The sequence below is a fragment of the Hymenobacter metallilatus genome (genome assembly GCF_003944705.1).
GTDB lineage: Bacteria > Bacteroidota > Bacteroidia > Cytophagales > Hymenobacteraceae > Hymenobacter > Hymenobacter metallilatus.
In genome coordinates, this window is sequence record NZ_RWIS01000007.1 from 145,317 (window position 1) to 167,576 (window position 22,260).

Annotated in this window: 18 protein-coding genes; 7 read left to right on the top strand and 11 right to left on the bottom strand. The window is 60.3% G+C overall.

Annotation, left to right across the window (positions count from 1 at the left end; all coding sequences use genetic code 11):
- Nucleotides 1-37 precede the first annotated feature (37 nt).
- Nucleotides 38-721, bottom strand: coding sequence for a deoxyribonuclease V (gene nfi / locus EI290_RS12055; RefSeq protein ID WP_125430411.1), 684 nt, complete (start codon nucleotides 719-721; stop codon nucleotides 38-40).
- Between the two features lie 106 nt (nucleotides 722-827).
- Here nfi and EI290_RS12060 point away from each other — a divergent pair, with 106 nt between their 5' ends.
- Nucleotides 828-1,397, top strand: a complete 570-nt coding sequence (locus tag EI290_RS12060) for a DUF1990 family protein (RefSeq protein WP_125430414.1) — start codon at nucleotides 828-830, stop codon at nucleotides 1,395-1,397.
- The gene (locus tag EI290_RS12065; RefSeq protein WP_125430417.1) at nucleotides 1,390-2,112 is read left to right on the top strand and encodes a DUF1990 domain-containing protein; all 723 of its coding nucleotides are present in this window, start codon (nucleotides 1,390-1,392) and stop codon (nucleotides 2,110-2,112) included. The genes EI290_RS12060 and EI290_RS12065 overlap by 8 nt, the downstream gene beginning before the upstream one ends.
- A gap of 61 nt (nucleotides 2,113-2,173) precedes the next feature.
- Here EI290_RS12065 and EI290_RS12070 read toward each other — a convergent pair whose 3' ends face one another.
- A complete protein-coding gene (locus EI290_RS12070; RefSeq protein ID WP_125430420.1) occupies nucleotides 2,174-2,833 on the bottom strand; it encodes a cytochrome b/b6 domain-containing protein in 660 nt (219 codons plus the stop codon).
- 175 nt (nucleotides 2,834-3,008) lie between these two features.
- Here EI290_RS12070 and EI290_RS12075 point away from each other — a divergent pair, with 175 nt between their 5' ends.
- Complete coding sequence (locus EI290_RS12075; protein WP_125430423.1) at nucleotides 3,009-4,049, top strand: NAD(P)-dependent alcohol dehydrogenase; 1,041 nt, start codon at nucleotides 3,009-3,011, stop codon at nucleotides 4,047-4,049.
- Between the two features lie 123 nt (nucleotides 4,050-4,172).
- On the opposite strand, the gene EI290_RS12080 is transcribed toward EI290_RS12075, so the two are convergent.
- Complete coding sequence (locus tag EI290_RS12080; RefSeq protein WP_125430425.1) at nucleotides 4,173-4,613, bottom strand: hypothetical protein; 441 nt, start codon at nucleotides 4,611-4,613, stop codon at nucleotides 4,173-4,175.
- A gap of 206 nt (nucleotides 4,614-4,819) precedes the next feature.
- Nucleotides 4,820-6,016, bottom strand: coding sequence for a pyridoxal phosphate-dependent aminotransferase (locus EI290_RS12085; protein ID WP_125430427.1), 1,197 nt, complete (start codon nucleotides 6,014-6,016; stop codon nucleotides 4,820-4,822).
- 106 nt (nucleotides 6,017-6,122) lie between these two features.
- On the opposite strand from EI290_RS12085, the gene EI290_RS12090 reads away from it, so the two are divergent.
- The gene (locus tag EI290_RS12090) at nucleotides 6,123-6,653 is read left to right on the top strand and encodes a DinB family protein (protein ID WP_125430430.1); all 531 of its coding nucleotides are present in this window, start codon (nucleotides 6,123-6,125) and stop codon (nucleotides 6,651-6,653) included.
- Here the strand turns inward: EI290_RS12090 and EI290_RS12095 are convergent.
- A complete protein-coding gene (locus EI290_RS12095; protein ID WP_125430433.1) occupies nucleotides 6,650-7,543 on the bottom strand; it encodes a glycoside hydrolase family 16 protein in 894 nt (297 codons plus the stop codon). The genes EI290_RS12090 and EI290_RS12095 overlap by 4 nt on opposite strands.
- 134 nt (nucleotides 7,544-7,677) lie before the next feature.
- Entirely contained in the window at nucleotides 7,678-8,526 is an 849-nt protein-coding gene (locus EI290_RS12100; protein WP_125430436.1) for a M12 family metallopeptidase, read from the bottom strand.
- Nucleotides 8,527-8,931: 405 nt separating this feature from the next.
- Here EI290_RS12100 and EI290_RS12105 point away from each other — a divergent pair, with 405 nt between their 5' ends.
- A complete protein-coding gene (locus EI290_RS12105) occupies nucleotides 8,932-9,663 on the top strand; it encodes a DUF4397 domain-containing protein (protein WP_125430439.1) in 732 nt (243 codons plus the stop codon).
- Nucleotides 9,664-10,058: 395 nt separating this feature from the next.
- On the opposite strand, the gene EI290_RS12110 is transcribed toward EI290_RS12105, so the two are convergent.
- The 5 genes from EI290_RS12110 to dnaX form a co-directional block, all read right to left on the bottom strand.
- Nucleotides 10,059-10,589, bottom strand: a complete 531-nt coding sequence (locus EI290_RS12110) for an REP-associated tyrosine transposase (RefSeq protein ID WP_125430442.1) — start codon at nucleotides 10,587-10,589, stop codon at nucleotides 10,059-10,061.
- 400 nt (nucleotides 10,590-10,989) lie between these two features.
- Nucleotides 10,990-11,487: a hypothetical protein gene (locus EI290_RS12115; RefSeq protein WP_125430445.1), complete on the bottom strand. Its 498-nt coding sequence runs from the start codon at nucleotides 11,485-11,487 to the stop codon at nucleotides 10,990-10,992.
- Nucleotides 11,488-11,566: 79 nt separating this feature from the next.
- Nucleotides 11,567-12,829, bottom strand: a complete 1,263-nt coding sequence (gene icd, locus EI290_RS12120; protein ID WP_125430448.1) for an NADP-dependent isocitrate dehydrogenase — start codon at nucleotides 12,827-12,829, stop codon at nucleotides 11,567-11,569.
- Nucleotides 12,830-12,992: 163 nt separating this feature from the next.
- Nucleotides 12,993-16,037, bottom strand: coding sequence for a M16 family metallopeptidase (locus EI290_RS12125; protein WP_246008936.1), 3,045 nt, complete (start codon nucleotides 16,035-16,037; stop codon nucleotides 12,993-12,995).
- Between the two features lie 377 nt (nucleotides 16,038-16,414).
- Complete coding sequence (gene dnaX, locus EI290_RS12130) at nucleotides 16,415-18,577, bottom strand: DNA polymerase III subunit gamma/tau (RefSeq protein ID WP_125430451.1); 2,163 nt, start codon at nucleotides 18,575-18,577, stop codon at nucleotides 16,415-16,417.
- Nucleotides 18,578-18,779: 202 nt separating this feature from the next.
- Between dnaX and EI290_RS12135 the strand changes: the two genes are divergently transcribed.
- Entirely contained in the window at nucleotides 18,780-19,517 is a 738-nt protein-coding gene (locus tag EI290_RS12135) for a LytR/AlgR family response regulator transcription factor (protein WP_185816972.1), read from the top strand.
- Nucleotides 19,518-19,807: 290 nt separating this feature from the next.
- Nucleotides 19,808-21,901, top strand: coding sequence for an ATP-binding protein (locus EI290_RS12140; RefSeq protein ID WP_125430457.1), 2,094 nt, complete (start codon nucleotides 19,808-19,810; stop codon nucleotides 21,899-21,901).
- Nucleotides 21,902-22,260: the final 359 nt, after the last annotated feature.

Genomic DNA, 22,260 nt, shown 5'->3' on the forward strand with positions numbered 1-22,260 from the left:
GTGCCTGCAGAGGCAGCAATAAGTGGCGCAGACGGACTTACAGCTCTTTTTTAAATTCCGCGGCCCAATGGTCGGCGAGGCGGGTGGGCTCGGGGAGCTTATAGCCGCGCAGGCAGGCCAGGGTGAGGCGGGTGGCCGTGGCCTGGTCGCAGCGGTGGCCAGGACTGACAAATAGCGGCAGTACGTTGTCCTTGCTCCGAATAACTTCTCCTAACAGCTCGCCATCCTTTCCTGTGAGCGGGGCAATGCTGCCCCTGGAGTGGGCTGGCTCGACAAAGTGGCCCGTAAGGCGCTGCTTCGCTACGCCAAAGGTGGGCTGATTTAGCTCTACCCCCAGGTGGGCGGCAATACCCATGCGCCTGGGGTGCGCAATACCGTGACCATCTACCATGATGATATCAGGTTTCTGCCGGAGCTTTTCGTAGGCCAGCAGCAGGTTAGGAGCCTCGCGGAAAGCCAACAGCCCCGGAATATAGGGCAGCGTAACCGGCCCAACGTGGTACACTTTCTCCACAACTTCCAGGGTAGGAAACCGCAGTAGTACAAACACCGATAATACGGTTTCGGGAGTTGGAAAAGAGGAGTCGCAGCCCGCAATGAAGCGCGGCTCCGCGGAGAGGGGCTCGAGGCGGACCTGGGAACGAAGCTGATCCTGCAAGCGGGTTAAGTCGCGGACCAGGAGCGGGTCGGGAGCAGGGCCAGGTGGGCGGTAATAGGCCATGGACGGGGGAGTAGGTGGAAGGTGGTGTACTGGCAACGCATCGGGCAGGTTGTGGAACCCCGCACCACCGGCTACGTTATGCACACCATACCAAGGCCGATACCGTATGACCAAGCCCGAACAACCCGCGCACACGGGTAGTGGGCCGTTCTTTGAGCGGCGCTACTGGGTAGATGTGCAGCACCCGCGCCAGAGTGCCCACGAGTTGCTGGAGCACATCAAATGCCACTTGCCCGACTACTCCCCCGAAAGCCTGGCCGATTTCAGCAAGACCAAGGGGCAGAGCCACTGCCTGATGGAGGGAGACGAGTTTCACATCAAGATACTGGGCCCCTGGAACGGAGAGGTGCGCGTGGCGGAGGTTATGCCCGAGGGGTTTGAGCTGGTTACCCTGGAAAGTCATCCGGAAGCTGGCCGTATCCGCTTCAGCCTGCGCCCGCATACGCTGCTGCCGGACACGCTACGGTTTGAAATACACTCCTGGGCCCGCTCCCGCGACGGGCTGGTGGCCTTTACCTATGACACGCTGGGCATGGGCCGACGAGTACAGCAGCAGACTTGGGAAACCTTTTGCCAGCGGGTGGCCGAGCATAGCGGGGGCCTGCAGCTGCTGCCAGTGCAGGTAGAAACCATCCGGCAGCAGGCCGGCGAAACAGTCGTGACTCACGATGAGTAAGCTGCCCCTTTACGAGCTACAGAAAGCCCGGCTGGAAGCCTACGCCACGGCCGGCTACAACTTCGACCCCGAAAAAGCGGCCGAGTACACGGCGGCCACCGGCTGGCGCCTGGACGACTACGAAATTGAGCTTCCCGCCGAGGCACCAGGACCAGCCGAGCCACAAGGCGCCTGGGCCGCCGCCCAGCAGGTATTGCGCAACTACACCTTTCCGCCTCCCGATCTGATTACCGGTATCTTCCTGCCCGACCAGCCATTGGATCAGCGCGTGATGGTACTCCGGGGGCGGTTCCTGCTGTTTACGTTCTGGTTTGGCGTGCGTATTGGAGGCGTAACCGACGAAACCCGCACCCTGCCCGATGGCAGCCAGGAACAGATATGGGGCTACAATTACCGCACGCTGGAAGGTCATTTTGAGCGAGGGCAGATTGATTTTTCCATCCACAAAAACCTCCGTACCGGGCGGGTGTGGTTTCATATCCACGCATTTTCGCAAACGGGCCGCATCCGCAACCCCTTGTATTGGCTGGGCTTTCGGCTATTTGGCCGGATGCTGCAGAAGCGGTTTGCGCACCAGTCCCTGAAACGGCTGCGGCAGCAGGTGGAGGAAATGCTGCGGAAAGGCTGGGTAACTCCCTCCGCCCAGGATGCCCCACCGGTACAGGCTGTATCCTCGCAGGCTGCTGCTCAGGAGCAACTCAAGGACAGCCGCTAATGCCCCAAGGCCCCGCAACCGGAGCTACGGGGCCTTTGGGGCAGCAACGAGCGGCAGTGCATCAGGTGAGGTCAGCTGGTTCGCCGCCGTGAATCATATCGGACACGATACCGGGCTCATGGGTTACCTCGGTCCGGAAAACGCCCACAATGTGGGCCACCACGAAGGCAATAACGGCGTACATGGTCACTTCATGGATTTCCTTGCAAAGGCGTTCAATGGCCCGGAAATAGTCTTCGAACACGAGTATCAGGCCCGTCAGCACCATTACGGCCAGTACCACATAAAATAGCCGGTAGGAATAGCGTACCCACACACCGGTGCGGGCAACGGCGTTGCCCTGGGCTGCCTGGCTTTTCAGGTAAGCCAGTTTGGCGGCCGTGCGCTGGCTGCCGCGCTGCCGGAAGCTCACCAGCACCCGGTAAGCCAGCAAAAGCGAAATCAGAATGCCCGCCCAGATGTGCCAGTCCCAGATATGGTGCGCCACAATGCGGCTCAGACCGCGTAGCTGCTCAGGTGCCATTGTTACGCCTTTTTCGGCCAATGCCTGGCTGAACTCGGGCGCCAGCCCCCGCACTTTCACGATGACAAACAGGAACAGAATAGTAATGAGCTGAAACAGAACCAGCCCGGAATTAGCCCAATGCCAGATGCGCAGACCCAGGGAGTTACGTTTAGGGCCGGCAGTAGCTGGGGCAGGAGAGGAGTGCGGATGCGCCATAAAGCAACAGAAAAGAGAGGGGAGATGAAGGAGGGAAAAATACGGCGCTAATGCGCAGCATCACAATGCCGACGGCAAGTTTCCCGGGCTTGGGGACAAACAATCGGCGGCCGGGGCCGTTTTTACGGTTCATTTCGCCTCGTTCCAACCGCTCCACAACCCATTTTTTTCTCTCATGTCAGAAGCAAAAGGCTATGCTGCCGCCGCAGCGCATGCTCCCCTCACTCCCTTCCGCTTTGAACGGCGCGAAGTAGGCCCCCATGATGTACGCATTGAAATTCTGTTCTGCGGCGTGTGCCACTCCGATGTGCACCAAGTGCGCGACGAATGGGGCGGCTCCATTTTTCCGATGGTGCCCGGGCACGAAATTGTAGGCCGCGTAACGGAAGTAGGTGCCCACGTCAAAAACTTTGCCCCCGGCGACCTGGCCGGCGTGGGCTGCATGGTAGACTCCTGCCAGCATTGCGCCGAGTGCGCCGAAGGCCTGGAGCAGTATTGCGACAATGGCTTTGTGGGTACCTATAATGCCCGGGACAAGGATGGACAGCCTACCTACGGAGGCTACTCCAACGCCATTGTGGTTACCGAGAAATTCGTGCTGCGCGTATCCGAGAAGCTGGATCTGGCCCGCGTAGCGCCCCTGCTCTGCGCCGGCATCACCACATGGTCGCCGTTGCGGCAGTGGAACGCCAAAGCCGGCGACCGGGTAGCGGTAATGGGCCTGGGTGGCCTGGGCCACATGGCCGTGAAATTTGCCGCCGCCATGGGGTGCGAGGTAACGGTGCTGAGCACTTCTCCCTCCAAGGAAGCCGATGCCAAAGCGCTGGGTGCGCACAAGTTTGTGGTAACCAAAGATGCCGAAGCCATGAAAGGCGTCCGTAACTACTTCGACCTGATTATTAACACAGTATCGGCCCCCATGGACCTGACGCCCTACGTGGGCAGCCTGCGCCTGGATGGTACAATGGTGTTGCTGGGCGTACCACCAGAGGCTCCTCAGCTCCACGCCTTCAACCTGATTGCCAAGCGCCGCCGCATTGCCGGTTCGCTTATCGGGGGTATCCAGGAAACCCAGGAAATGCTGGATTTCTGCGCCGAGCACAACGTAATGAGCGACGTAGAAATCATCCGTATGGACTATATCAACGAAGCTTACGAGCGGATGCTGAAGTCAGATGTAAAATACCGCTTCGTGCTCGACCTAGCCACGCTGTAAAACCAGCGGGCCAGGTTGGTAAACGTCTGGTCGGGTGGGGCGGGGCTTTTGCGTGCTATTTTCAGCGCACAAAAGTCCCGCCCCACCCGACCGGACGTTTTTTATTGGGCGTCTCGTTCTTCGCTATTCCTTCTCCACCGGATACTGAAACTCGCCTTCCAGCAGGAAGCGCCGGCCCCCCCGGCCGGCTTCGCATACCTGGCAACGGTAGGTGCCGCGCAGCCAGTGCCGCTCGGCATTTACACCGGTTATTACTACGCTGCCCGTATTTTGGGCGCAGGATTTGGAGTAGGCAGCCACGGCACCGTAGCGGTACGACGCATCTCGGTTGCGGCCGCTCAGAATTTCCTGAAATGTGTAACTGCCCGTCTGGATGGGAAACCGGTCGATGATGATGGTCAGGCCTTCGCCGTCGGGGTCGTCGGCGCGTACCACGTTGAGGCGCAGGGCGTGGTCGGAACTCAAAAAAAACCGGGAGCTGCTGGTGTCGGCAGCCACTGCTTGGCCATTAATGCGTAGCGTCAGGTGGCGGGCCGATTCGGGGAGGGCAGGCCTCCGGGGCATGGGAGAATAAGGTGTGAGACCCAGCAGGGGCCAAAGCAGCAAGAGCGGAAGCAAACGTTTCATGCAGGCAGACTAGGCAAGAATCAGCCCAGAAGATAAGGAAAACGTTGCGGGAATGCAGCCATTCCGAGCAGCGGGCGGAAGCCGGGGAAATCGGGGAGTTAATCGACTCAGGGTTCTGCCCGTTGGTTGGAATGCCAGTGTGGTTATTCCTGCCGGCCCGGGTACTGCTGCAAAGCCGCCTCCAGGCAATCCATAGCCTGGTTAATCACGCCCTGGTTGACTACGTAGGCCAGGCGCACCTGCTGCCGTCCCAGGCCCGGAGTGGCATAAAAGCCCGAGGCCGGTGAAATCATCAGTGTCTGGCCGTGGTAGCTGAATTCCTCCAGCAGCCACTGTGCAAACCGGTCGGCATCGTCGACGGGCAGGTGGCAGATGACGTAGAAGGCGCCGCTGGGCGTGGGTACCCGCGTGCCGGGCATGGCCCGCAGCCGGCGCAGCATCAGGTCGCGCCGGGCCAGGTATTCGGTTTTGGTATGGTCAAAATAGGTTTCGGGCAGGTCGGCGGCGGCTTCGGCCAGCAGCTGCCCCAGGCCCGGCGGGCTCACCCGCAGCTGAGCCAGCTTGAAAAACACCTCCCGCAGGGCCCGGTTTTTGGTGACAATAGCTCCAATGCGGGCTCCGCAGGAGCTATAACGCTTCGAAATGGTGTCGAGCAGCACAATGTGCTCGTCGGCCCCTTGCAGGTGCAGGGCACTGGTGTATGCCGTATCGTAGCAAAATTCCCGGTAGGCCTCATCGGAGAGCAGGTAGAGCTTGTGGCGCAGGCACAGCTCCTTGAGTTGCTCCAGCTCCTGGCGGCTATACACGTAGCCGGTAGGATTGTTGGGGCTACAAATGAGGATGGCCTTAGTACGGGGCGTAATTTTCCGCTCGAACTCAGCAATGGGAGGCAGGGCAAAGTTGTCCTCCAGAAGGGCCGTAACCGGCACTACGTGCGTGCCAGTAGCCACGGCAAATGCCGAGTACGGACCGTAAAACGGCTCCGGCACTATAAACTCGTCGCCGGGGTTCAGGCAGCTCAGCAGCGCAAACGAAATAGCCTCACTGCCGCCTGTAGTCACAATAATGTCGTCGGCCTCCACCGGTAGCCCCAGCCGCTGGTAGTACTCGGCCAGCTTGTGGCGGTAGCTGGGGTAACCGGCCGTAGGGCTATACTCCAATACCTGTATGCTGGCCCGCTGCACGGCCGCCAGCATGGCCGGGGGTGTTTCGATGTCGGGCTGGCCGATATTGAGCGGATGCACCGTGAGGCCCCGTTGGCGGGCTGCCTCGGCGAAGGGAGTAAGTTTGCGGTACGGAGAAGGCGGCAACGCTACCCCACGCTGAGAAATCTGAAGCATGGGCTTAAAGATAGGCCGGACGCTATAAAAACCTAGCAAATTTCGCCTACGTGAGGGTTTTTGGGTTGCAGCGTAACTCAGTAGCCGGGGCGGTGGTTATAGCCGTATGGCTACCTCTCCTCAACCCGAAGTATGGCTGCGCGGCCCGCTGCCGCCTATTTCGCCCCTGTTGCAGCCAGTGGCTCAGGCGCTGCTGCAGGCCCGCGAAGAGCTGGCCGCCGCGTTGCGTCACTTCCCCGATGAGTTGCTGGGTGCGCGGCCAGCCGGGGTGGCTTCCGTCGGCTTTCATTTGCGCCACCTCAGCGGCGTGCTCGACCGGATGCAGACGTATGCCCGCCAGGAGCCGCTAAGCGCAGCGCAGTTTGCCTTTCTGGCGGCCGAAACCACTGGTGGCACTCCGCCCGACACGGTAGCCGGGCTGCTGGGGCAATTTTCCGAAGCCGTGGATGCCATGCTGCACACGTTGCAGCATACGCCCGAGCAGGAGCTGCCGGCATTCCGGCCCGTGGGACGGCAGGCGCTGCCCAGCACCGTAATGGGGCTGCTGGTGCACGCCGCCGAGCACACCACCCGCCATACGGGGCAGTTGCTGGTAACGGCCCGCGTAGTGCAGGCGCAGGCCGCCGGCCAACTCTAGCGCCGGGCCTTGTATACCTTGATGTAGTCGATAATGAAGGCGCTGCGGCGCTGGCCTGGAACTCCGCCCGGCCAGGTATCGGGCAAGGCAAAATTATTGACGGCCTGGTTGGCAATAATATCGACCGGGGCGGGGTAGGTGGGAATTTCCGACGCGGGCACCGTGCGCAGCCACTTGCGGTCCAGGTAGTAGGTCACGGCCTGCTTCGTCCAGACCACCGAAAACGTGTGGAAGCCCTGCGTCAGGTCGGTGGGGCCGGGGTAGGTGTAGCGGAACCCTTTGGCCCGGTACGGCGTCGATTTGGTACTGTAGTGAATGTTGTTGGAGGCCTCCCGCGGGTCGCCGCCCTCAAACACGTCAATCTCGGTGGGGCCGGCGTAGAGCCAGAACGCCGGCCAGGTTCCCAGGCCCCCGCCCAGCTTGCACCGGATTTCAAACAGCCCCAGCTCAAAGCCCCGGTTGCCGGGCCAGCGGCTGGTGTCGCCCAGCGCGGCATTGGTCTGGAAATCAGGCCGCAGGTCTATCCAGCCCGACTCATAGTGCAGCAGCTTGGTGGTGTCGCGCCCGTCGGTGGTTTTAAAGGGGTAGAGTAGGGGCGCTGCCAACGGGCGGGCAATGAGGTGGAGGGTGCCGTCGTGCAGCTCCACGTTGCGCTGGTCATAGTACTGGTCCTCGGTGGGGTTGCCAACCAGGGTGCGCTGGTTGTCCGGGGTGAATTTCCAGGGCCCCCGGGCTTCCATATCGGCTACGGAGCGGTAAGTATCAAAATCATCTGCGAATACCAGCTGCCACTGGCGGTAGCGCAGTGGTTTCTGGGCCCGCGCCGGGCCGCCCCACAGCAGCAGCAAACAACACAATAAAAACAGGCGCTTCATATACTCACTACGCATTACAGGCAGACAAATGCCCCGTTGAACGAAGAGAGAGCAGGAAAAGGTATGCTGCCTGCCCGTAAAAAGGGCGACCTTCCTGCCGGAAAGCCGCCCTTTTTTGCAAAATGAAAAACCCGGAGCTTCAGCTTCGGCTAGTACATGGCGTCAATGCCCGATTTGTCGCCGGCAGAGAGGCCAGTGCGCTGGATGTTGAAGGTGGAGCCATCCTTCTTGGTGATGGTAGGCTGGCCGTTAGAGGAAAACGAAAACGACCCATACATCATAATCGAGCCGAAATCCAGCACGCCATAATCGGTGCCGCCGTAGCCCTGGGCCGAGTATTTGGTGAAGTTGCCTTCGTAGCCGGCCTGAATATTCTGGGTAAGGATGTTCACGTAGGTGTCCCGGTCGTTGCGCGTTTGCTCGTGGAAAAGGCCCAGCGCGTGCCCGATTTCGTGAATGGTGTTACCAGTGGTGCAGCCCGAGGCCAGGTTGATGTACTGCCGGCCCCCAATCATGCCGATGTTGGATGAGCAGCCCGAGCCCACCCGGAACGTAACATAGTTGCTCTGAGTGGTGCGCTTAATAAACCGGACGGGCGAGTTGGCCTGCCAATGCGCAATGGCATCGGTTACACGGTTCTGGCTGGGCAATGCCGCATCAATGGTGTAGTACACAATAGCCGAGGGCCACCGGCCCGAAGTGCGGCCGGCGCTGCCGGGGCGGTTCTGGCCCTCTGAGGCGGCTACCTGCTCCGTGGTGAGCAGAATGTCGCCCTCGTACACCTTGTCGCCGTTGATTTCCTGGTAGGTAATGGGCTGGCCGCTGAATTCACCCTGTTTGGCCTGCCCCGTCTGGTTAGGATACGCCAGTTCGGCCTTGGCATCCTGGGTTTGCTCCAGCTGGCTGGGCTGGCTTTCGGTTTCTTTATTGCAGCTTGCTAAAGAAATAGTACCAAAAACGGCCGCAGCAGCCAGAACGGAAAATTGAGTTTTGCGCATAGTACAAGTGGTTTGGTTGTGGATTGCCGAATAACGGCAATTGGAAAAGAAATATTCCCCTTTGCCATGAACAAGATTATGGCATCCTCATCCGCTCTTCATCAATACCATCTATGGCGTAGCAACCAGGCTGAACAGGCCGGTTGGGAGGCTACCTGCCCGGCGCGTGCTACATCCGCAACTGCCACCAGCCATGCAGGAGTTACTGGGAAGCAGGAGCAAGGCAAGAACGCCAGGCTCCGCGCCGGAAAAGCAACGGTATAGCGAATGAATCCATGGAATAGTGAGTTTGATGCGGGAGCAAACGGTAATGCCTTTAGAAGCAGTCAGATGGCTTTTTTGCCGAAAATGGCACAGTGTTTGGACCAAAGCTTTCAACAATTCCTTCCTTTTCTTCCATTTATAATGAAGCAGTATCTACTTCTGGCATTATCCACTGCCGTCCTACTCTCTGCCTGTTCCAAAGACCAGGAATTCCCTGCCCCCATTACTCCCCCAGCGGCCCCCGACCAAGGTCAGGTGCGGGTCGTCAACAATCTGGCTCTGGCTACTGGTGGTTCCGGGCCCTCCAGCGCAATTCAGCTCCAGCTCAATGGTAACGCAGTTGGACCGGCCGTACTTGCCGGCTCGGCTGGCCCCTACCAGGCCGTAACCGTCGGTGAGCCGTTCGCGCAGATTATGCTGCCGGCCTCTTCGGGTAGCTCCTGGGTGCAGTTCAATAAGCTGCCTATTGTTAAAAATCAGCGCTACACGCTGTTCACCCATACCATTGGCACCTCCCAAAGCGCAAAAGTGGTAACGGAAGCTCCGGCTGTGCCAACTCCTGTAGCCGGCAAAGCACAGGTACGGGTAATTAACCTGGCGGCCGAATCAACGCCGGTGCGTATTGGGGAGGCGCAGGCTCCGGCTCCGCTGTATCCGGAGGTAACCTGGGGGGGCGTAACGGGCTACCAGCCCGTGGATGCCCGCACGTATTCTCTGCAAGTCGCCCGTACCGATGGGGCGCAGACTACGCTCTTCACGCAATCAGTAACCTTGGCTGCCGGCAAAGCTTATACCCTGGTGTTGCGCGGTACTACCTACTCCAATGCCGTAGCCCCCGAAAAGCTGGCATTCGACCTCATTGCGGACGAATAGCTAACCGCTCCTGAATTTATTCCGCACTCCGCCGGGCTCCTGCACAGGGGCCCGGCGGAGTGCGTTTGGCCCGGCTGCTCTTGGCTATGCAGCCGGCCAGTATGTTCATAGAAATGGAGGCCGTGCAAGCCTCTCTCTCCGCCGCCGCCACGGCATGAAAATCGTAGGCCCGCCGCTGACGCTTTTGCGGCGTAGGTTACGTGCAGTCGCTCGGCTATGCCGAGTGACGACTACGCTCAAGCAGCTGTGCTGCGCGCGCCTGCTTATCTGTTGCGCAGGTTGGCGCGAGCAGATTCGGGGCACAGCCCCTCAGGCGTAGGCCTCACTCGGCATAGCCGAGCGAGTGCGGCGACACTGCGGCCTGCGTGCGCCGGTGGCCTTCGAAGTATCGGCTGCTACAGTGGCAGCATCTGTAAAGGACTGAAGTAACAGGCGCTGCTGAGTGGATAATGCTCTGGCGCGGTTACCAGGCCAGCTGCCACCGGGTTGTTGTGGATGTACTCTACTTTCTGCCGGATGACTGCTGGAGTCCAGAGAGCAATGGGGTAGGTAGTCTTTTGCCAGAACATATACTGCTCGTTCTGGCGCTGGGGGCGGGCATAGTAGGCAAAAAGCCGCATCATCCATTCACGGCGGCTTTCGTGCTCATTTTCGGTAATGGCTTTGAGAAGCTGGCGGGCGGTATGAGCCTTCAGGTCACGGAGTACGTCACTGAGGTTGCCTTCCGTGCGGGCCGCAATCAAATGCACATGGCTGCTCATCACCACGTAGGCGTACAGCTCCAGGCCCTTGTGGAGTTGGCAGTACCGCAGGCTGTCGATGATGATTTGCGTGTACTGCGGCCGAATGAACACGTCCACCCAGCCCACAACCGTCAGGGTCAGGAAAAACAAGCCACCCGGATAGGTTTTGCGCAGTTCGGACATATCGAAAAGATAGTATACTTAACGAATAACTTCTACTAACCGGGCCGTCTTGCCGCGTACACTCACTCTTGCAGTCGCTCGGCTATGCCGAGTGACGACTATGCCCAAGCAGCTGTGCTGCGCGCGCCTGCCTATCTGTTGCGCGGGTTAGCGCGGGCGGATTCGGGGCGCAGCCCCTCAGGCGTAGTCCTCACTCGGCATAGCCGAGCGAGTGCAACGTTGTCCCTTTTGGGTGGTTGCCGGCCGTTCAACGACGAGACGCAAGTATGCGTCTCTATACCCGTTTATGTATCTCATCAAACCGCGCCTCATCCGCCAACACGATACCGGACGGCGCAACTTTCGCATTATCCATTTGTCATGCGTTTAGAGTAGAATAACGCACGACAGATAGATGAATTTAAAGTCTTATAAACCCTGATTCTGGTAAGTTCTTTACCACCGGATTCCTCTCTGTCATATGAATAATCACGGCTATAATGTGGCGTAAACGCTTGGCTCTGATATCATCGGGGGCATAACGGTAGCAGTCATCATCATATACTATTTGCTTAGTTCTCCCATTTTCACGTATCGTCAGTATGGTTCGGCTACCCCTGGGAACAACTTGTTCAGTGCACAGAGCGGTAACATTTGCAGGCAGTGCGTTATAGTTCATATCAGACAGTTCTTGATAGATACTATCTAGCTGCGGCCGGCTGAAGCTAATATTAACCGTGGTATCGCCTGCAAAAATAATTTTCCTAGTAAAGGTTTGAGCAGTACCACTAAGGTGCACTTCATCATCGCCACAATCTAGGTTAATTGAGAAGTCAGCAGGAGCATGTGACTCATAACTACATGCTGAAGTTGATAGTAGCAGGATCAAATAGAAAAGAGAGTCAACGTAGAAACGCATACTCGTCATAGTAAATAAAAAACCCCGCGCTAGCCAAAACCAACGCGGGATTTTCGTGGATTAAGCAACCAATAAGCTACTACATCCGGTTGATAATCTCGTCGCCAAACTCGGAAGTTTTCAGGAGGGTGGCACCGTCCATCAGGCGTTCGAAGTCGTAGGTGACGCGCTTGGCGGCAATGGCAGCTTCGAGTCCTTTGTAGATGAGGTCGGCGGCTTCCTGCCAGCCCAGGTGCTCCAGCATGAGGGCGCCGGAGAGGATAACCGAGCCGGGGTTCACCTTGTCCTGGCCGGCGTACTTGGGCGCAGTGCCGTGGGTAGCCTCAAAAATGGCGTGGCCGGTTACGTAGTTGATGTTGGCCCCGGGCGCAATGCCGATACCGCCCACAATGGCAGCCAGCGCATCGGAGATGTAGTCGCCGTTCAGGTTCAGGGTGGCTACCACCGAGTAGTCGGCGGGGCGGAGCAGGATCTGCTGCAGGAAGGCGTCGGCAATGCTGTCCTTGATGAGGATTTTACCGCCGTCGAGGGCTGCTTTCTGCTGGGCGTCGGCCACTTCCTGGCCCTGTTTGGCCAGCACCTTGTCGTACTGGGCCCAGGTGTACACCTTGTCGCCGAATTCCTTCTCGGCCAGCTCGTAGCCCCAGGTTTTGAACGCGCCTTCGGTGAACTTCATGATGTTGCCCTTGTGCACAAGCGTCACCGAGGGTTTCTTGTTGTCGATGGCATACTGAATAGCCGCGCGCACCAGGCGCTCCGTTCCCTCTTTTGACACCGGCTTGATGCCAAACGACGACGACTCGGGGAAGCGGATTTTCTTTACGCCCATCTCATCCTGCAGGAACTCCAGCATTTTCTGGGCCTGGGGCGTACCGTTCATGTACTCAATACCGGCGTAAATGTCCTCCGTGTTTTCCCGGAAGATCACCATGTCGGTGAGGTTGGGCTGTTTTACGGGGGAGGGCACGCCGTCGAACCAGCGCACGGGGCGCACGCAGGCGTACAAATCCAGCTCCTGGCGCAGGGCCACGTTGAGGCTGCGGATACCGCCGCCCACGGGCGTGGTCAGGGGGCCTTTGATGCCCACGAGGTAGTCGCGGAAGGCATCCAGGGTTTCATTGGGCAGCCAGTTGTTGAGCTGCTTGAATGCTTTCTCACCGGCCAGAACTTCTTTCCACACCAGCTTGCGCGAGCCGCCGTAGGCTTTCTCTACTGCCGCGTTGAACACGCGCACGGAAGCCGCCCAAATATCCGGACCCGTACCGTCGCCTTCAATGAACGGGATGATGGGTTGATCGGGCACATTCAGCTTGCCGTTCTTGATGGTGATTTTCTCTGCCATTGTTGAAAAGGTACTTAGGTACTATAGGGTTGTAGTTGAGTGGGGCCGTCTGAACGTCATTCCGAGCGGAGCCGAGGAATCTCGCGTGCTGACGTCTGAGTTACCATGGCAACATCAGCACGCGAGATTCCTCGGCTCCGCTCGGAATGACGTTCTACCGGCGTCAGTACCCGAAAATCTCTTTCAGGGTAAGTTGCTGGACCTGGCCGTACTTGGCCAGCTCCTTGAAATTGAGGCGGTCTTTGCTGCCGATGACCAGGATGGTCTGGGGCTGGCCTTTCACGCGGGCCTGCTGGAACTTGAGCAGGTCCTGGAAGCTCATGTTGGGCGTCTGCTCGTACACGTCGCGGCGCAGGTCGTAGTCGAGGCCCAGGCGCTTGGCCCGCTCGTAGCTGAACAGGATATCCGACTTGGTAATGCGCTCCGTGGCAATGCTGTTGCGGATGGCGTCCTTGGCGATTTGCAGGTTGGCCTCGGCGGCGGGCATATCGTTGAGCAGGGTGTTCATGCCGGCCATGGCCTCGGGCAGCTTGTCGCTCTGGGTGCCGATGTAGCTGAGGTTGTAGGAGCTGCGGCCGGCCTTGTCGGCCGAGGCGAAGCGCGAGGAAGCCGAGTAGGCCAGGGCCTTCGACTCGCGCAATTCCTGAAACACGATGCTGCCCATGCTGCCCCCGAAGTACTCGTTGTAGAGGCTGGTGGTGGGCACCAGGCCCTTGTCGTACACTGGCCCTTTGCTCAGAAACAGGATTTCCGCCTGCACCATGTTGTAATCCACCCAGTACACCTTGCGGTCCGTCATCGGCTGCTCGGCAAAGTCCTGAGCCGCTGGGGTAGGGGTGAGCTTAGCGGGTGATTTGTGCAGTTGGTTGAGGGTATTTACAATACCTGTAGCCGATTCCCATTCCCGTCGTCCTTTCTCGTCACCGTTAGTGGAGACAGTTGCAGTGGCTATTCCCTCCACTTTACGCGGCCCGTAATACAGCACACGGTGCTGGTAGGTCGGGAGCTTCTGGATGAGACTGGTGAGCTGCTCGGGCTTCAGGGCCTTTAGCTCTTTCTCGCTCAGCTGGCTGGTGAAGGGGTTTTTCGCGCCGTACTTGGCGTAGTTCACCAGGGCCTGATTCAGAATCACGCCTTTGTTGAGCTTGGCATCCTGACGGGCTTTGAGCACGCCGGCAACCATGTTCTGCAACGCCGCCGCGTCGGGCTTAGGCGCGGCCAGCAGGCTCTCGAACAATTGCAGGGCCGGCTCAAAGTTGCTGTCGAGGCCCGAGAGGCTCACGAAGGTGCGGTCCTGGCCGCTTTGTACGGCGAAGGAGCAGCCCAGCTTGTAGAACTCCTGCTGGAGCTGGGCGGCGGTGTACTTGCCGGTGCCCAGGTACTGCAGGTAATCGGTGGCGAGGCCCAGCTTGGGGTCGTTGTTCGTGCCCAGGTCGAGCACGTAGTACAGGTTGAAGAGGTTATTTTCCTCGTTGTGGGTGTAGTACACCGGCACGCCCGAGGCCAGCTTGGTCTCCTGAATGTCCTTTTTGTAATCGAGGAACACCGGCTGCAAAGCGGGGGATGACTTGGCCGTTACCTGCTTGTAGAAGTCGGAGGCTACCTCCCGGTTCACGGGCACGGGCGTAATGGCGGGCTTTACCACTTTCACCTTGTTGGGGTCCTGGCCGGTGCGCTTGTACACCAGGGCGTAGCCGGGGCCGTAGTACTGGTTGGCCACGCGCATCACTTCCTCCTTGGTGATGGTGCCGAAGTCGTCCGTTTGCTTAAGGTAGTCCTTCCAGTCCGCGCGGGCTACAAAGGCGGCCACGAACGCGCCGGCGCGGGCCTCGTTGCTCTCGTAGCTCTTGGTGCGCTGCAGCTGCTCGTTGTTGATGATGGCCGGAATCAGCCACTCCGGGAAGTCTCCCTTTTTCACCTTGTTCAGCTCGGCCAGCAGCAGGTCGCGCACCTGCTCCAGCTTCTGGCCCTGGCGGGGCGTGGCGTAGAGAATGTGCGAGGAGTAGTCGTTGTTGATGTCGGTGAACGAGGCGGCGCTCAGCACGGCCTGCTTCTGGTTCAGGTCGAGGTCAATCAGCCCGGCCTGGCCGTTGCTCAGGATTTTATCAATCATGCGCAGCACCAGCGCCTCGCGGGTAGTGGTGCCGGGCAGGCGGAAACCGAGCATCACGTTTTCGGCGTCGGGGCCCAACACCTGCTTCACGATGGGGGCGGTGATGGGTGCTTCCTGGGCGGGCGTGAAGGCCGGCACGGGCTTACGCTGCAGCTTGCCGAAGTACTGGTCAATTACCCGGATGGTCTGGTCGTAGTCCAGGTCGCCGCTCAGGCACAGGGCCACGTTATTCGGCACGTAGTACTTCTCAAAATACCGTTTAATCTCCGTGATAGACGGATTTTGCAGGTGCTCGATAGTCCCGATGGTGGTCTGGGTGCCGTACTCGTGCTTCTGGTAGAGGCTGGCGCTCAGGGCCTCGTATTCCTTGCGGAAGTCGGAGTCGAGGCCGCGGTTTTTCTCCTCGTACACGGCCTCCAGCTCGGTGTGGAACAGGCGCGGCACCATCTCGCCAAGGCGCTCAGCCTGCACGGCGGCCCATTTTTCCAGCTGGTTGCTCGGAATGTCCTCCTGGTACACCGTCTGCTCCACCGAGGTGTAGGCGTTGGAGCCCTTGGCCCCGATGGCGCCCATCACCTTGTCGTACTCATTGGCCACGGCGTATTTGGCCGCCACACCCGAAATCGAGTCGATCTGGTGGTAGGTGCGCTTGCGGGCGGCGGGGTCGTTGCGCTGGGCGCGGTACTGCTCGTAAAGAGCCTCAATCTTGTCCAGCTCCACTTTCTCAGCGGCCCAGTTCTGGGTGCCCAGCCGGGAAGTGCCCTTGAACACCATGTGCTCCAGGTAGTGGGCGAGGCCGGTGGCGGTGCTGGGGTCGTTTTTGGAGCCGGCCCGCACGGCCAGATAGGTCTGGATGCGGGGGGCGTCCTTGTAGTCGGAGAGGTAAACGGTCAGGCCGTTATCCAGGGTGTAAATGCGAGCTTTGAGCGGGTCGCCTTCCACCGTCTGGTACTTATATTCCTTCTGCTGCAGAGCCGGGGCGGCGGCGGTTTCGGCGGCCGGAGCTGTTGCCGAGGTGGCCGGTTTACTGGTTTGGCATTGGGTAAGACCAAGCGTGGCCAGGGCCGGAATGAGAAGCAGCAGCGGTTTTTTCACGGGATGAGCAACGCGGAAAGCAGAGCGGGAAGGGATAAGATGCCAAAGATAGGCGGCCCCCCCGGGAATAAAAAGCTCCAGTAAGACACCCAACCCGCGAAGTGCGGAAAAATGCGTATGAGAGGGCCACTGATTTTCCACGAATTTCCCGGATTTCGTGGTCGAGTAGCAAGCCGTCCGGCCTGGTTGCAGCGGCCGTAGCGGTGCGGTAAACGGGTTTCATAGCCCATTCCTGCCACGCCCACACTAGCCTCTGCCGCGGGCCGGCAACTACTAGCCTTTTCGAATACCGGGGAGAAAACCCAATACGGCAGGTGTCACGAGTAATCGTCCACAAAATCCGGGAAATGCGCGGAAAATCCGGGAAACCAGAGGTCTTAGTCGACGTCCAGGCCCAGGCGCTGTTTCATTTCCACCAGTACGGGATACTTTTCCATCAGGTACTCCATCCGGTCGGTGGAGGTATACAGCTTGCGGCCGGTATCCACGCGCTCCACCACTTCTACCTGCACATTCAGGCGAGGGTAACCAGTGCGGCGGCGCAATTCTCCCAGCAGCTCGGCCCGCAACTCGTTGAACTGGTCTTCCTGCACGGGGTTGTCTACGCGCAGCAGAATTACGTGCTGCTCATTGGCCTGCACAGGGCGGTTGAGCAAGCTGTACTGGCTGGGGCTGATGGCTTTACGCTCCTCCTTCAGCTCGGCCCATACCCGCTGCAATACGTCATCATTGATGGCAGGTAGCCCGGTAGCGGGGCCACTGGGCTCGGCATCCACGGCCGCCTTACCGGCGGCGGCTTTCTGTTCCAGCTGGGCTTTCATGGCCGAAAGGCTCCCCAGGCCCGGCAGCTTGCTGCCTAGGCCCAGGGGCTTGCCGGTGGATATACCCGGGCGGGGTGGGGGCAGGGGCGCGGCCGTTACGGCCACCTGGCCCGGCTCGTGGCCGGCAATGCTGGGCTTGCCGATTTCCACGTGCGGCACCGTGTCGCGCAGTCTGCTGGTGGCCGGCACTTCGGTGGCGGCTTCGTCCTCAATGCTGGGCGTATCGTGCATTTCCTCCACGCCGCTGTCGACCGGCACAATGGGCTCGGGGTCGGCGGGGGCGTGGGCGTGGGCTAGTTGTTCGTTGTTCGTTGTTCGTTGTTCGTTGGCTGGACCGGCGCTGTACACAGCTGGCGCTTCGGCAGTGCCATCGGCTACGAGGCGGCCATTGGCGGCCGGACCTGCCGACGGGAGCACTGCTGTCGGCGCGGGGGGAGCGGTTACATCAGGGCTTTTTTTTTTGGCCTCGTTATTGGCAGTCGGCAGGGCCACGCCGCCCTGCAGGTCGCGGGCGAATTGCACGGCGCTGTTCAGGTAGGCCAGCTTCATGAGCGTGAGCTCCACGTGCAGGCGCTGGTTTTTGGCCTGCTTGAACTCCCGGTCGCAGAGGCTAACCAGGTTCAGGGCCGAGAGCAAAAAGGGCAGGGGAGCCGCCTGCGCCTGCTGCACGTAGCGGCTCCGGATGTTGTCGGATACCTCCAGCAGCTGCACCGTCACGGGGTCTTTGCACACCAGCAGGCCGCGCAGGTGCTCGGCGGCACCCACCACGAAGTTGTGCAGGTCGAAGCCCTGCTGCATTACCTCATCCAGCAGCAGCAGCGTGCCCGACAGGTTTTCGGTTAGCAGCGCGTCAATCAGCCGGAAATAGTACTCATAGTCCAGAATGTGCAGGTTCTGCACCACGTCCTGGTAGCGCAGGTGGTTGCCCGAGAAGGTCACCATCTGGTCGAACATGCTCAGGGCGTCGCGCAGGCCGCCGTCGGCTTTCTGGGCCAGCAGGTGCAGGGCATCGTCTTCGGCCTGAATGTGCTCCTGGGTAGCCACGTAGCGCAGGTGGTTGCGCATATCGTCCACCTTGATGCGGTTGAAGTCGAAAATCTGACACCGCGACAAAATGGTCGGGATAATCTTGTGCCGCTCGGTGGTAGCCAGGATAAAGATGGCGTAGCTTGGCGGTTCCTCCAGCGTTTTGAGGAAGGCATTGAAGGCCGCATTTGAGAGCATGTGCACCTCGTCGATGATGTACACCTTGAAGCGGCCCTGCTGCGGGGCGTAGCGCACCTGCTCCACCAGGCTGCGGATGTCCTCCACCGAGTTGTTAGAAGCCGCATCCAGCTCGTGTACGTTGAAGGAGGCATTTTCCTGGAAAGCCCGGCAGGAAGAGCACTTCCCGCAAGCTTCCAGCTCAAAGGGCGTGTTATCGGGGGCGGGGGACTTTTGCAGCGCATCGGGCACCAAATCGGGCTGGGTTTTCAGCAGCTCCGACACGGGACGGCCTTTGCGCACGTGTTCCTCTACAAACTCACAGTTGATGGTTTTGGCCAGAATCCGGGCACAGGTGGTTTTACCCACGCCCCGTGGCCCGCAGAACAGAAACGCCTGGGCCAGATGCTGCGAGGCAATGGCATTTTGGAGGGTGGTGGTAACGTGCTGTTGCCCCACCACGCTACGAAAGGTGGCTGGACGATACTTGCGGGCCGAAACGACGAAATTTTCCATACGAGCTACCGGCAAAGATACCCCGATAAAAGGTGAAATGGTGAAGTGGTGAGATGGTGAAGTGGTGAGTTTGACGTTCTATCCGCGCAGGTGGCGCAAGCGGCACGTCAAACTTGCTACTTCACCATCTCACCACTTCACCATCTCACCACTTCACCATCTCACCACTTCACCATCTCACCAAATGTTTATCTTCGCTGCTATGCCTGTTGCTTCGCTATCTGGTTCGGGGGCCGTGCCCGCGCCTCTCACCTGCGCCGTGGTCGATGACGAGCTGCTGCCGCGGCTGGCCGTGGTGAAGGCACTGCGGCAGCATCCCGGTTTGCGCTGCGTGGGCCAGTTTGAGAGCCTGGAGGCGCTGAAAGAAACTCTGGAGCTGCTGCCCGACGTGCTGTTGCTTGATATCGGCATCGGGCAGGCCAACGGGCTGGAGTACTTCAAAGCACTGCCTGAGCCGCCCCTGACGGTGTTCATTACCTCCCACCCCGAGTTTGCGGTGGAGAGCTTCGAGGCCGCTGCCTTCGATTACATTGTGAAGCCCCTCACCGACGAGCGGTTTGCTCGCGTGGCCGCCCGCCTGCTCGACCACCAGCTGCTGCGCCACAAGGCTGCGCTCTACGAGCTGCACGTGGGGGCTGAGTTCATCAGCATTCGGGAGGGGCACCGCACCAGCCGGGTATTGGTGCAGGACATCGTGTACCTCGAAGCCCTCGACAACTACACCCGTATCCATACGGCCCAGCGGCGCTACCTCACGCTGGCCAATCTGCGCGACCTGTGTGAACAGCTGCCGGCGGCTCGTTTCCTGCGCATCCACCGCACCTATGCCGTGGCCGTGGCCAAAGTAAGCCAGCTGGCCGGGTCCTCGGTGGTGGTAGATGGGTGGGAGTTGCCCGTGGGCCGCACCTACCGGGCGCAGGTGGCCGAGGCGCTGCTGTAAGGTGTAAAACCATCAGAACGATGTAGAGACGCGACACTTCGCGTCTTCTCGTTGAACGGCCGGAACCCCACCTAATAAACAACATCAGCACGCGCCGAGACGCGAAGTGTCGCGTCTCTACATCGTTCTGGCGGCGGAAGGCTGGGGCATTCTGCAACCTACACCAATTAGCGGATTTATATATAGCCAGCAGGTTGATAGGCAGCCCGCAACCGTGCATCTTTACCAACGACCTGCCGGGTATGGCGCGGCGAGTGGTTTAGCGGTTACTTATCTTTTGCCTTGGCAGCATGATGCGTGCAATGCGAAATACCTGGCGGCAAACCCTGGCTCTGCTGACGCTGGCCGCTACTGGCCCGGCCGCCGCGCAGCCCGGCCAGCTCGGAGCTCAGGCCCAGGAAATCGGCCGGCAGGCCCAGCAGCGGGCCGATTTGCGGGAGTTCGATGAGCAGGCGCTGCCACTTTACCACCGCGCCTGGCACCTGGCGCGGGCCGCCCACAACGACACGCTGCTGGCCCGCCACGCCTACCACGCCGGGCGCAGCCTCTACAACCTCAGCCGCCTCGACAGCGCCGCCGTACTGCTGCGCCTGAGCTGGCAGGTAAGCCGCCGCGCCCAGGATTTGCCCCAGGCCATCAGTGCCGGCACCTTCCTGATGTTCACCTACGGCCTGCAGGGCCACCCCGATTCGGTGCGCAATGTGCTGGAGCGGCTGCGGGCCCTCTACCCGCGCACCCAGCCCCGCACCGAGGCCCGCGCCCGCCTCGACAACGTGCTGGCCGGTCATTACCAGGATAACGGGGACTACGCCCGCGCCTTCGACTACCGCCTCGCTCAGCTGGCCTATGAGCGCCAGACCCACGACACAGTGGGCATTAGCGTGGCGCTAACCAACATTGGGGAGCTGTTTTACCTGCAAGGCCAGAGCCGGGAGGCGGTGCGCTACAAGCTGGAAGGGCTGCGCATGGCCGAGCAAACTCCGGCCATGCGCACCACCCTGCCCCAACTGCATGCCATGCTGGGTAAGTCGTACCTGGAAGCCAGCCAGCTGGATTCGGCGCGGCTGCACTACGAGGCGGCACTGCGCCGACTGGGCCCGGCCGCCGACCCCGCCGCTTCGGCCTACGTGCACGCCGAGCTAAGCGGGGTGCTGACCCGGCAACGCAAGCTGGCGCTGGCCCGGCAGCACAGCCAACAGGCGCTGGCCGCCGTGGCCCGGTCCGAGGACCTCGACACGCGGGCTACCGTGTATTTCTATGCCGGCGACGTGGAGCTGCAAGCCCGCAACTACGCCTTGGCCCGACGCTACCTGCGGCAGTCGTACGACCTGGCCCGGCAGGTGCAGAACAAAGACCGGTACGAGGCTATTACGCGGCTGCTGGCCGCGGCCGAAGCCGGCACCGGCCACTACGCCGAGGCCTACCGCCTGCGCAGTTACTCGGCCGCCTTGCTCGATTCGGCGCACATTGGGGAAGGGCAGCGGGCCATGGCGGCTATGGAGGCCCGCTACCAGAATCAGGACAAGCAGCGCCAGATCCGGCAGTTGCAACTAGAAACGCAGGCGCGGGCGGCCGAGGCCGCCCGCCAGCGTCGGGCCACCTACTGGGCCCTGGCCGGCGTGGGCGGACTGCTGCTGCTGGCGCTGATTGGGTACCTGCTGCGGCAGCGGCAGCGCACGGCCGCGCTGCTGGCCCAGCAAAACGCCCGCCTGGCCGACGCCAACCAGACCAAGGCCCAGCTCTTCTCCATCATCAGCCACGATTTGCGGGCGCCGGTGAGCAGCTTGTTTCAGATGCTGGAAATCATGCTCGACGCGCCCGACCTGCTGGACGAGCAAACCCGCCACGCCCAGGCCGTGCACCTGCGCCAAACTTCCCGCGACCTGCTGACGACTATGGACGAGCTGCTGGTGTGGTCGAAAAACCAGCTCGACCGCCTGGACCTGGTGGGTGAAAACGTGGCCCTGCCCGCGTTGCTGGCCGAGCTGCACGCCCTTTACGCGCCCCTGGCTCAGCAAAAGCGCCTCGACCTGCAAATCAGCTGCCCGCCCGACCTGCACCGCCGCACCGACCCCAATTTCCTGCGCGTGATTCTGCGTAACCTGCTCCAGAACGCCGTGAAGTTCACTCCGCCCGGTGGCCAGGTGCGCCTTGATGCCGAAGCCGGACCCGGCGCGGCCGTTACCCTGCGCGTCCGCGACACCGGCCCCGGCTTGGCCCCCAGCCAGCTTGCTCAGCTCCTCGACGCCCCCGAAACTACCCCGGCCAGCACCACGCACGGGCTGGGGCTGCGTCTTACCCAGGAGTTCGTGCGCCGTCTGGGCGGTACGCTCCGTGCCGAATCGGTGCCCGGCGCAGGCAGCATGTTTGCGGTGGTGGTGTAGGAGGAATATGTCCTAGTGAGGCGCGGTTCGGCTGATTGACCGTCATTCCGAGCATGTGGCGCATCAAGCCAGGGTGCGGAGGCGTAGTCGAGGAATTTCGCGTGCTGACGTTGTGGTGGGTTCGCCTCACGGGACCCCTACGCCGCTTGATGCGCGAAATAAAAAGGAGAGGGGGAAGCCAGGTAATCATGTCAGCCAGAACGTATGCAATAGGTCTGTAGAACACTACGAAACACTGTGTAATCCTCTGCGAAACACTACGAGAAATAAAACAGGGTAGCTCTTTGAGCAAGCACCACCAGCATCAACGCAAAAGATTTTTGCTGCCGACTATTCGATTGGTAAACGGCTTTAATTGT

What these genes read in the sequence shown, in the direction of transcription:
- nfi (WP_125430411.1), bottom strand. Translation starts at nt 721, where the DNA reads ATGGCCTATTACCGCCCACCTGGCCCTGCTCCCGACCCGCTCCTGGTC.
- EI290_RS12060 (WP_125430414.1), top strand. Translation starts at nt 828, where the DNA reads ATGACCAAGCCCGAACAACCCGCGCACACGGGTAGTGGGCCGTTCTTT.
- EI290_RS12065 (WP_125430417.1), top strand. Translation starts at nt 1,390, where the DNA reads ATGAGTAAGCTGCCCCTTTACGAGCTACAGAAAGCCCGGCTGGAAGCC.
- EI290_RS12070 (WP_125430420.1), bottom strand. Translation starts at nt 2,833, where the DNA reads ATGGCGCATCCGCACTCCTCTCCTGCCCCAGCTACTGCCGGCCCTAAA.
- EI290_RS12075 (WP_125430423.1), top strand. Translation starts at nt 3,009, where the DNA reads ATGTCAGAAGCAAAAGGCTATGCTGCCGCCGCAGCGCATGCTCCCCTC.
- EI290_RS12080 (WP_125430425.1), bottom strand. Translation starts at nt 4,613, where the DNA reads ATGCCCCGGAGGCCTGCCCTCCCCGAATCGGCCCGCCACCTGACGCTA.
- EI290_RS12085 (WP_125430427.1), bottom strand. Translation starts at nt 6,016, where the DNA reads ATGCTTCAGATTTCTCAGCGTGGGGTAGCGTTGCCGCCTTCTCCGTAC.
- EI290_RS12090 (WP_125430430.1), top strand. Translation starts at nt 6,123, where the DNA reads ATGGCTACCTCTCCTCAACCCGAAGTATGGCTGCGCGGCCCGCTGCCG.
- EI290_RS12095 (WP_125430433.1), bottom strand. Translation starts at nt 7,543, where the DNA reads ATGCGTAGTGAGTATATGAAGCGCCTGTTTTTATTGTGTTGTTTGCTG.
- EI290_RS12100 (WP_125430436.1), bottom strand. Translation starts at nt 8,526, where the DNA reads ATGCGCAAAACTCAATTTTCCGTTCTGGCTGCTGCGGCCGTTTTTGGT.
- EI290_RS12105 (WP_125430439.1), top strand. Translation starts at nt 8,932, where the DNA reads ATGAAGCAGTATCTACTTCTGGCATTATCCACTGCCGTCCTACTCTCT.
- EI290_RS12110 (WP_125430442.1), bottom strand. Translation starts at nt 10,589, where the DNA reads ATGTCCGAACTGCGCAAAACCTATCCGGGTGGCTTGTTTTTCCTGACC.
- EI290_RS12115 (WP_125430445.1), bottom strand. Translation starts at nt 11,487, where the DNA reads ATGCGTTTCTACGTTGACTCTCTTTTCTATTTGATCCTGCTACTATCA.
- icd (WP_125430448.1), bottom strand. Translation starts at nt 12,829, where the DNA reads ATGGCAGAGAAAATCACCATCAAGAACGGCAAGCTGAATGTGCCCGAT.
- dnaX (WP_125430451.1), bottom strand. Translation starts at nt 18,577, where the DNA reads ATGGAAAATTTCGTCGTTTCGGCCCGCAAGTATCGTCCAGCCACCTTT.
- EI290_RS12135 (WP_185816972.1), top strand. Translation starts at nt 18,780, where the DNA reads ATGCCTGTTGCTTCGCTATCTGGTTCGGGGGCCGTGCCCGCGCCTCTC.
- EI290_RS12140 (WP_125430457.1), top strand. Translation starts at nt 19,808, where the DNA reads ATGATGCGTGCAATGCGAAATACCTGGCGGCAAACCCTGGCTCTGCTG.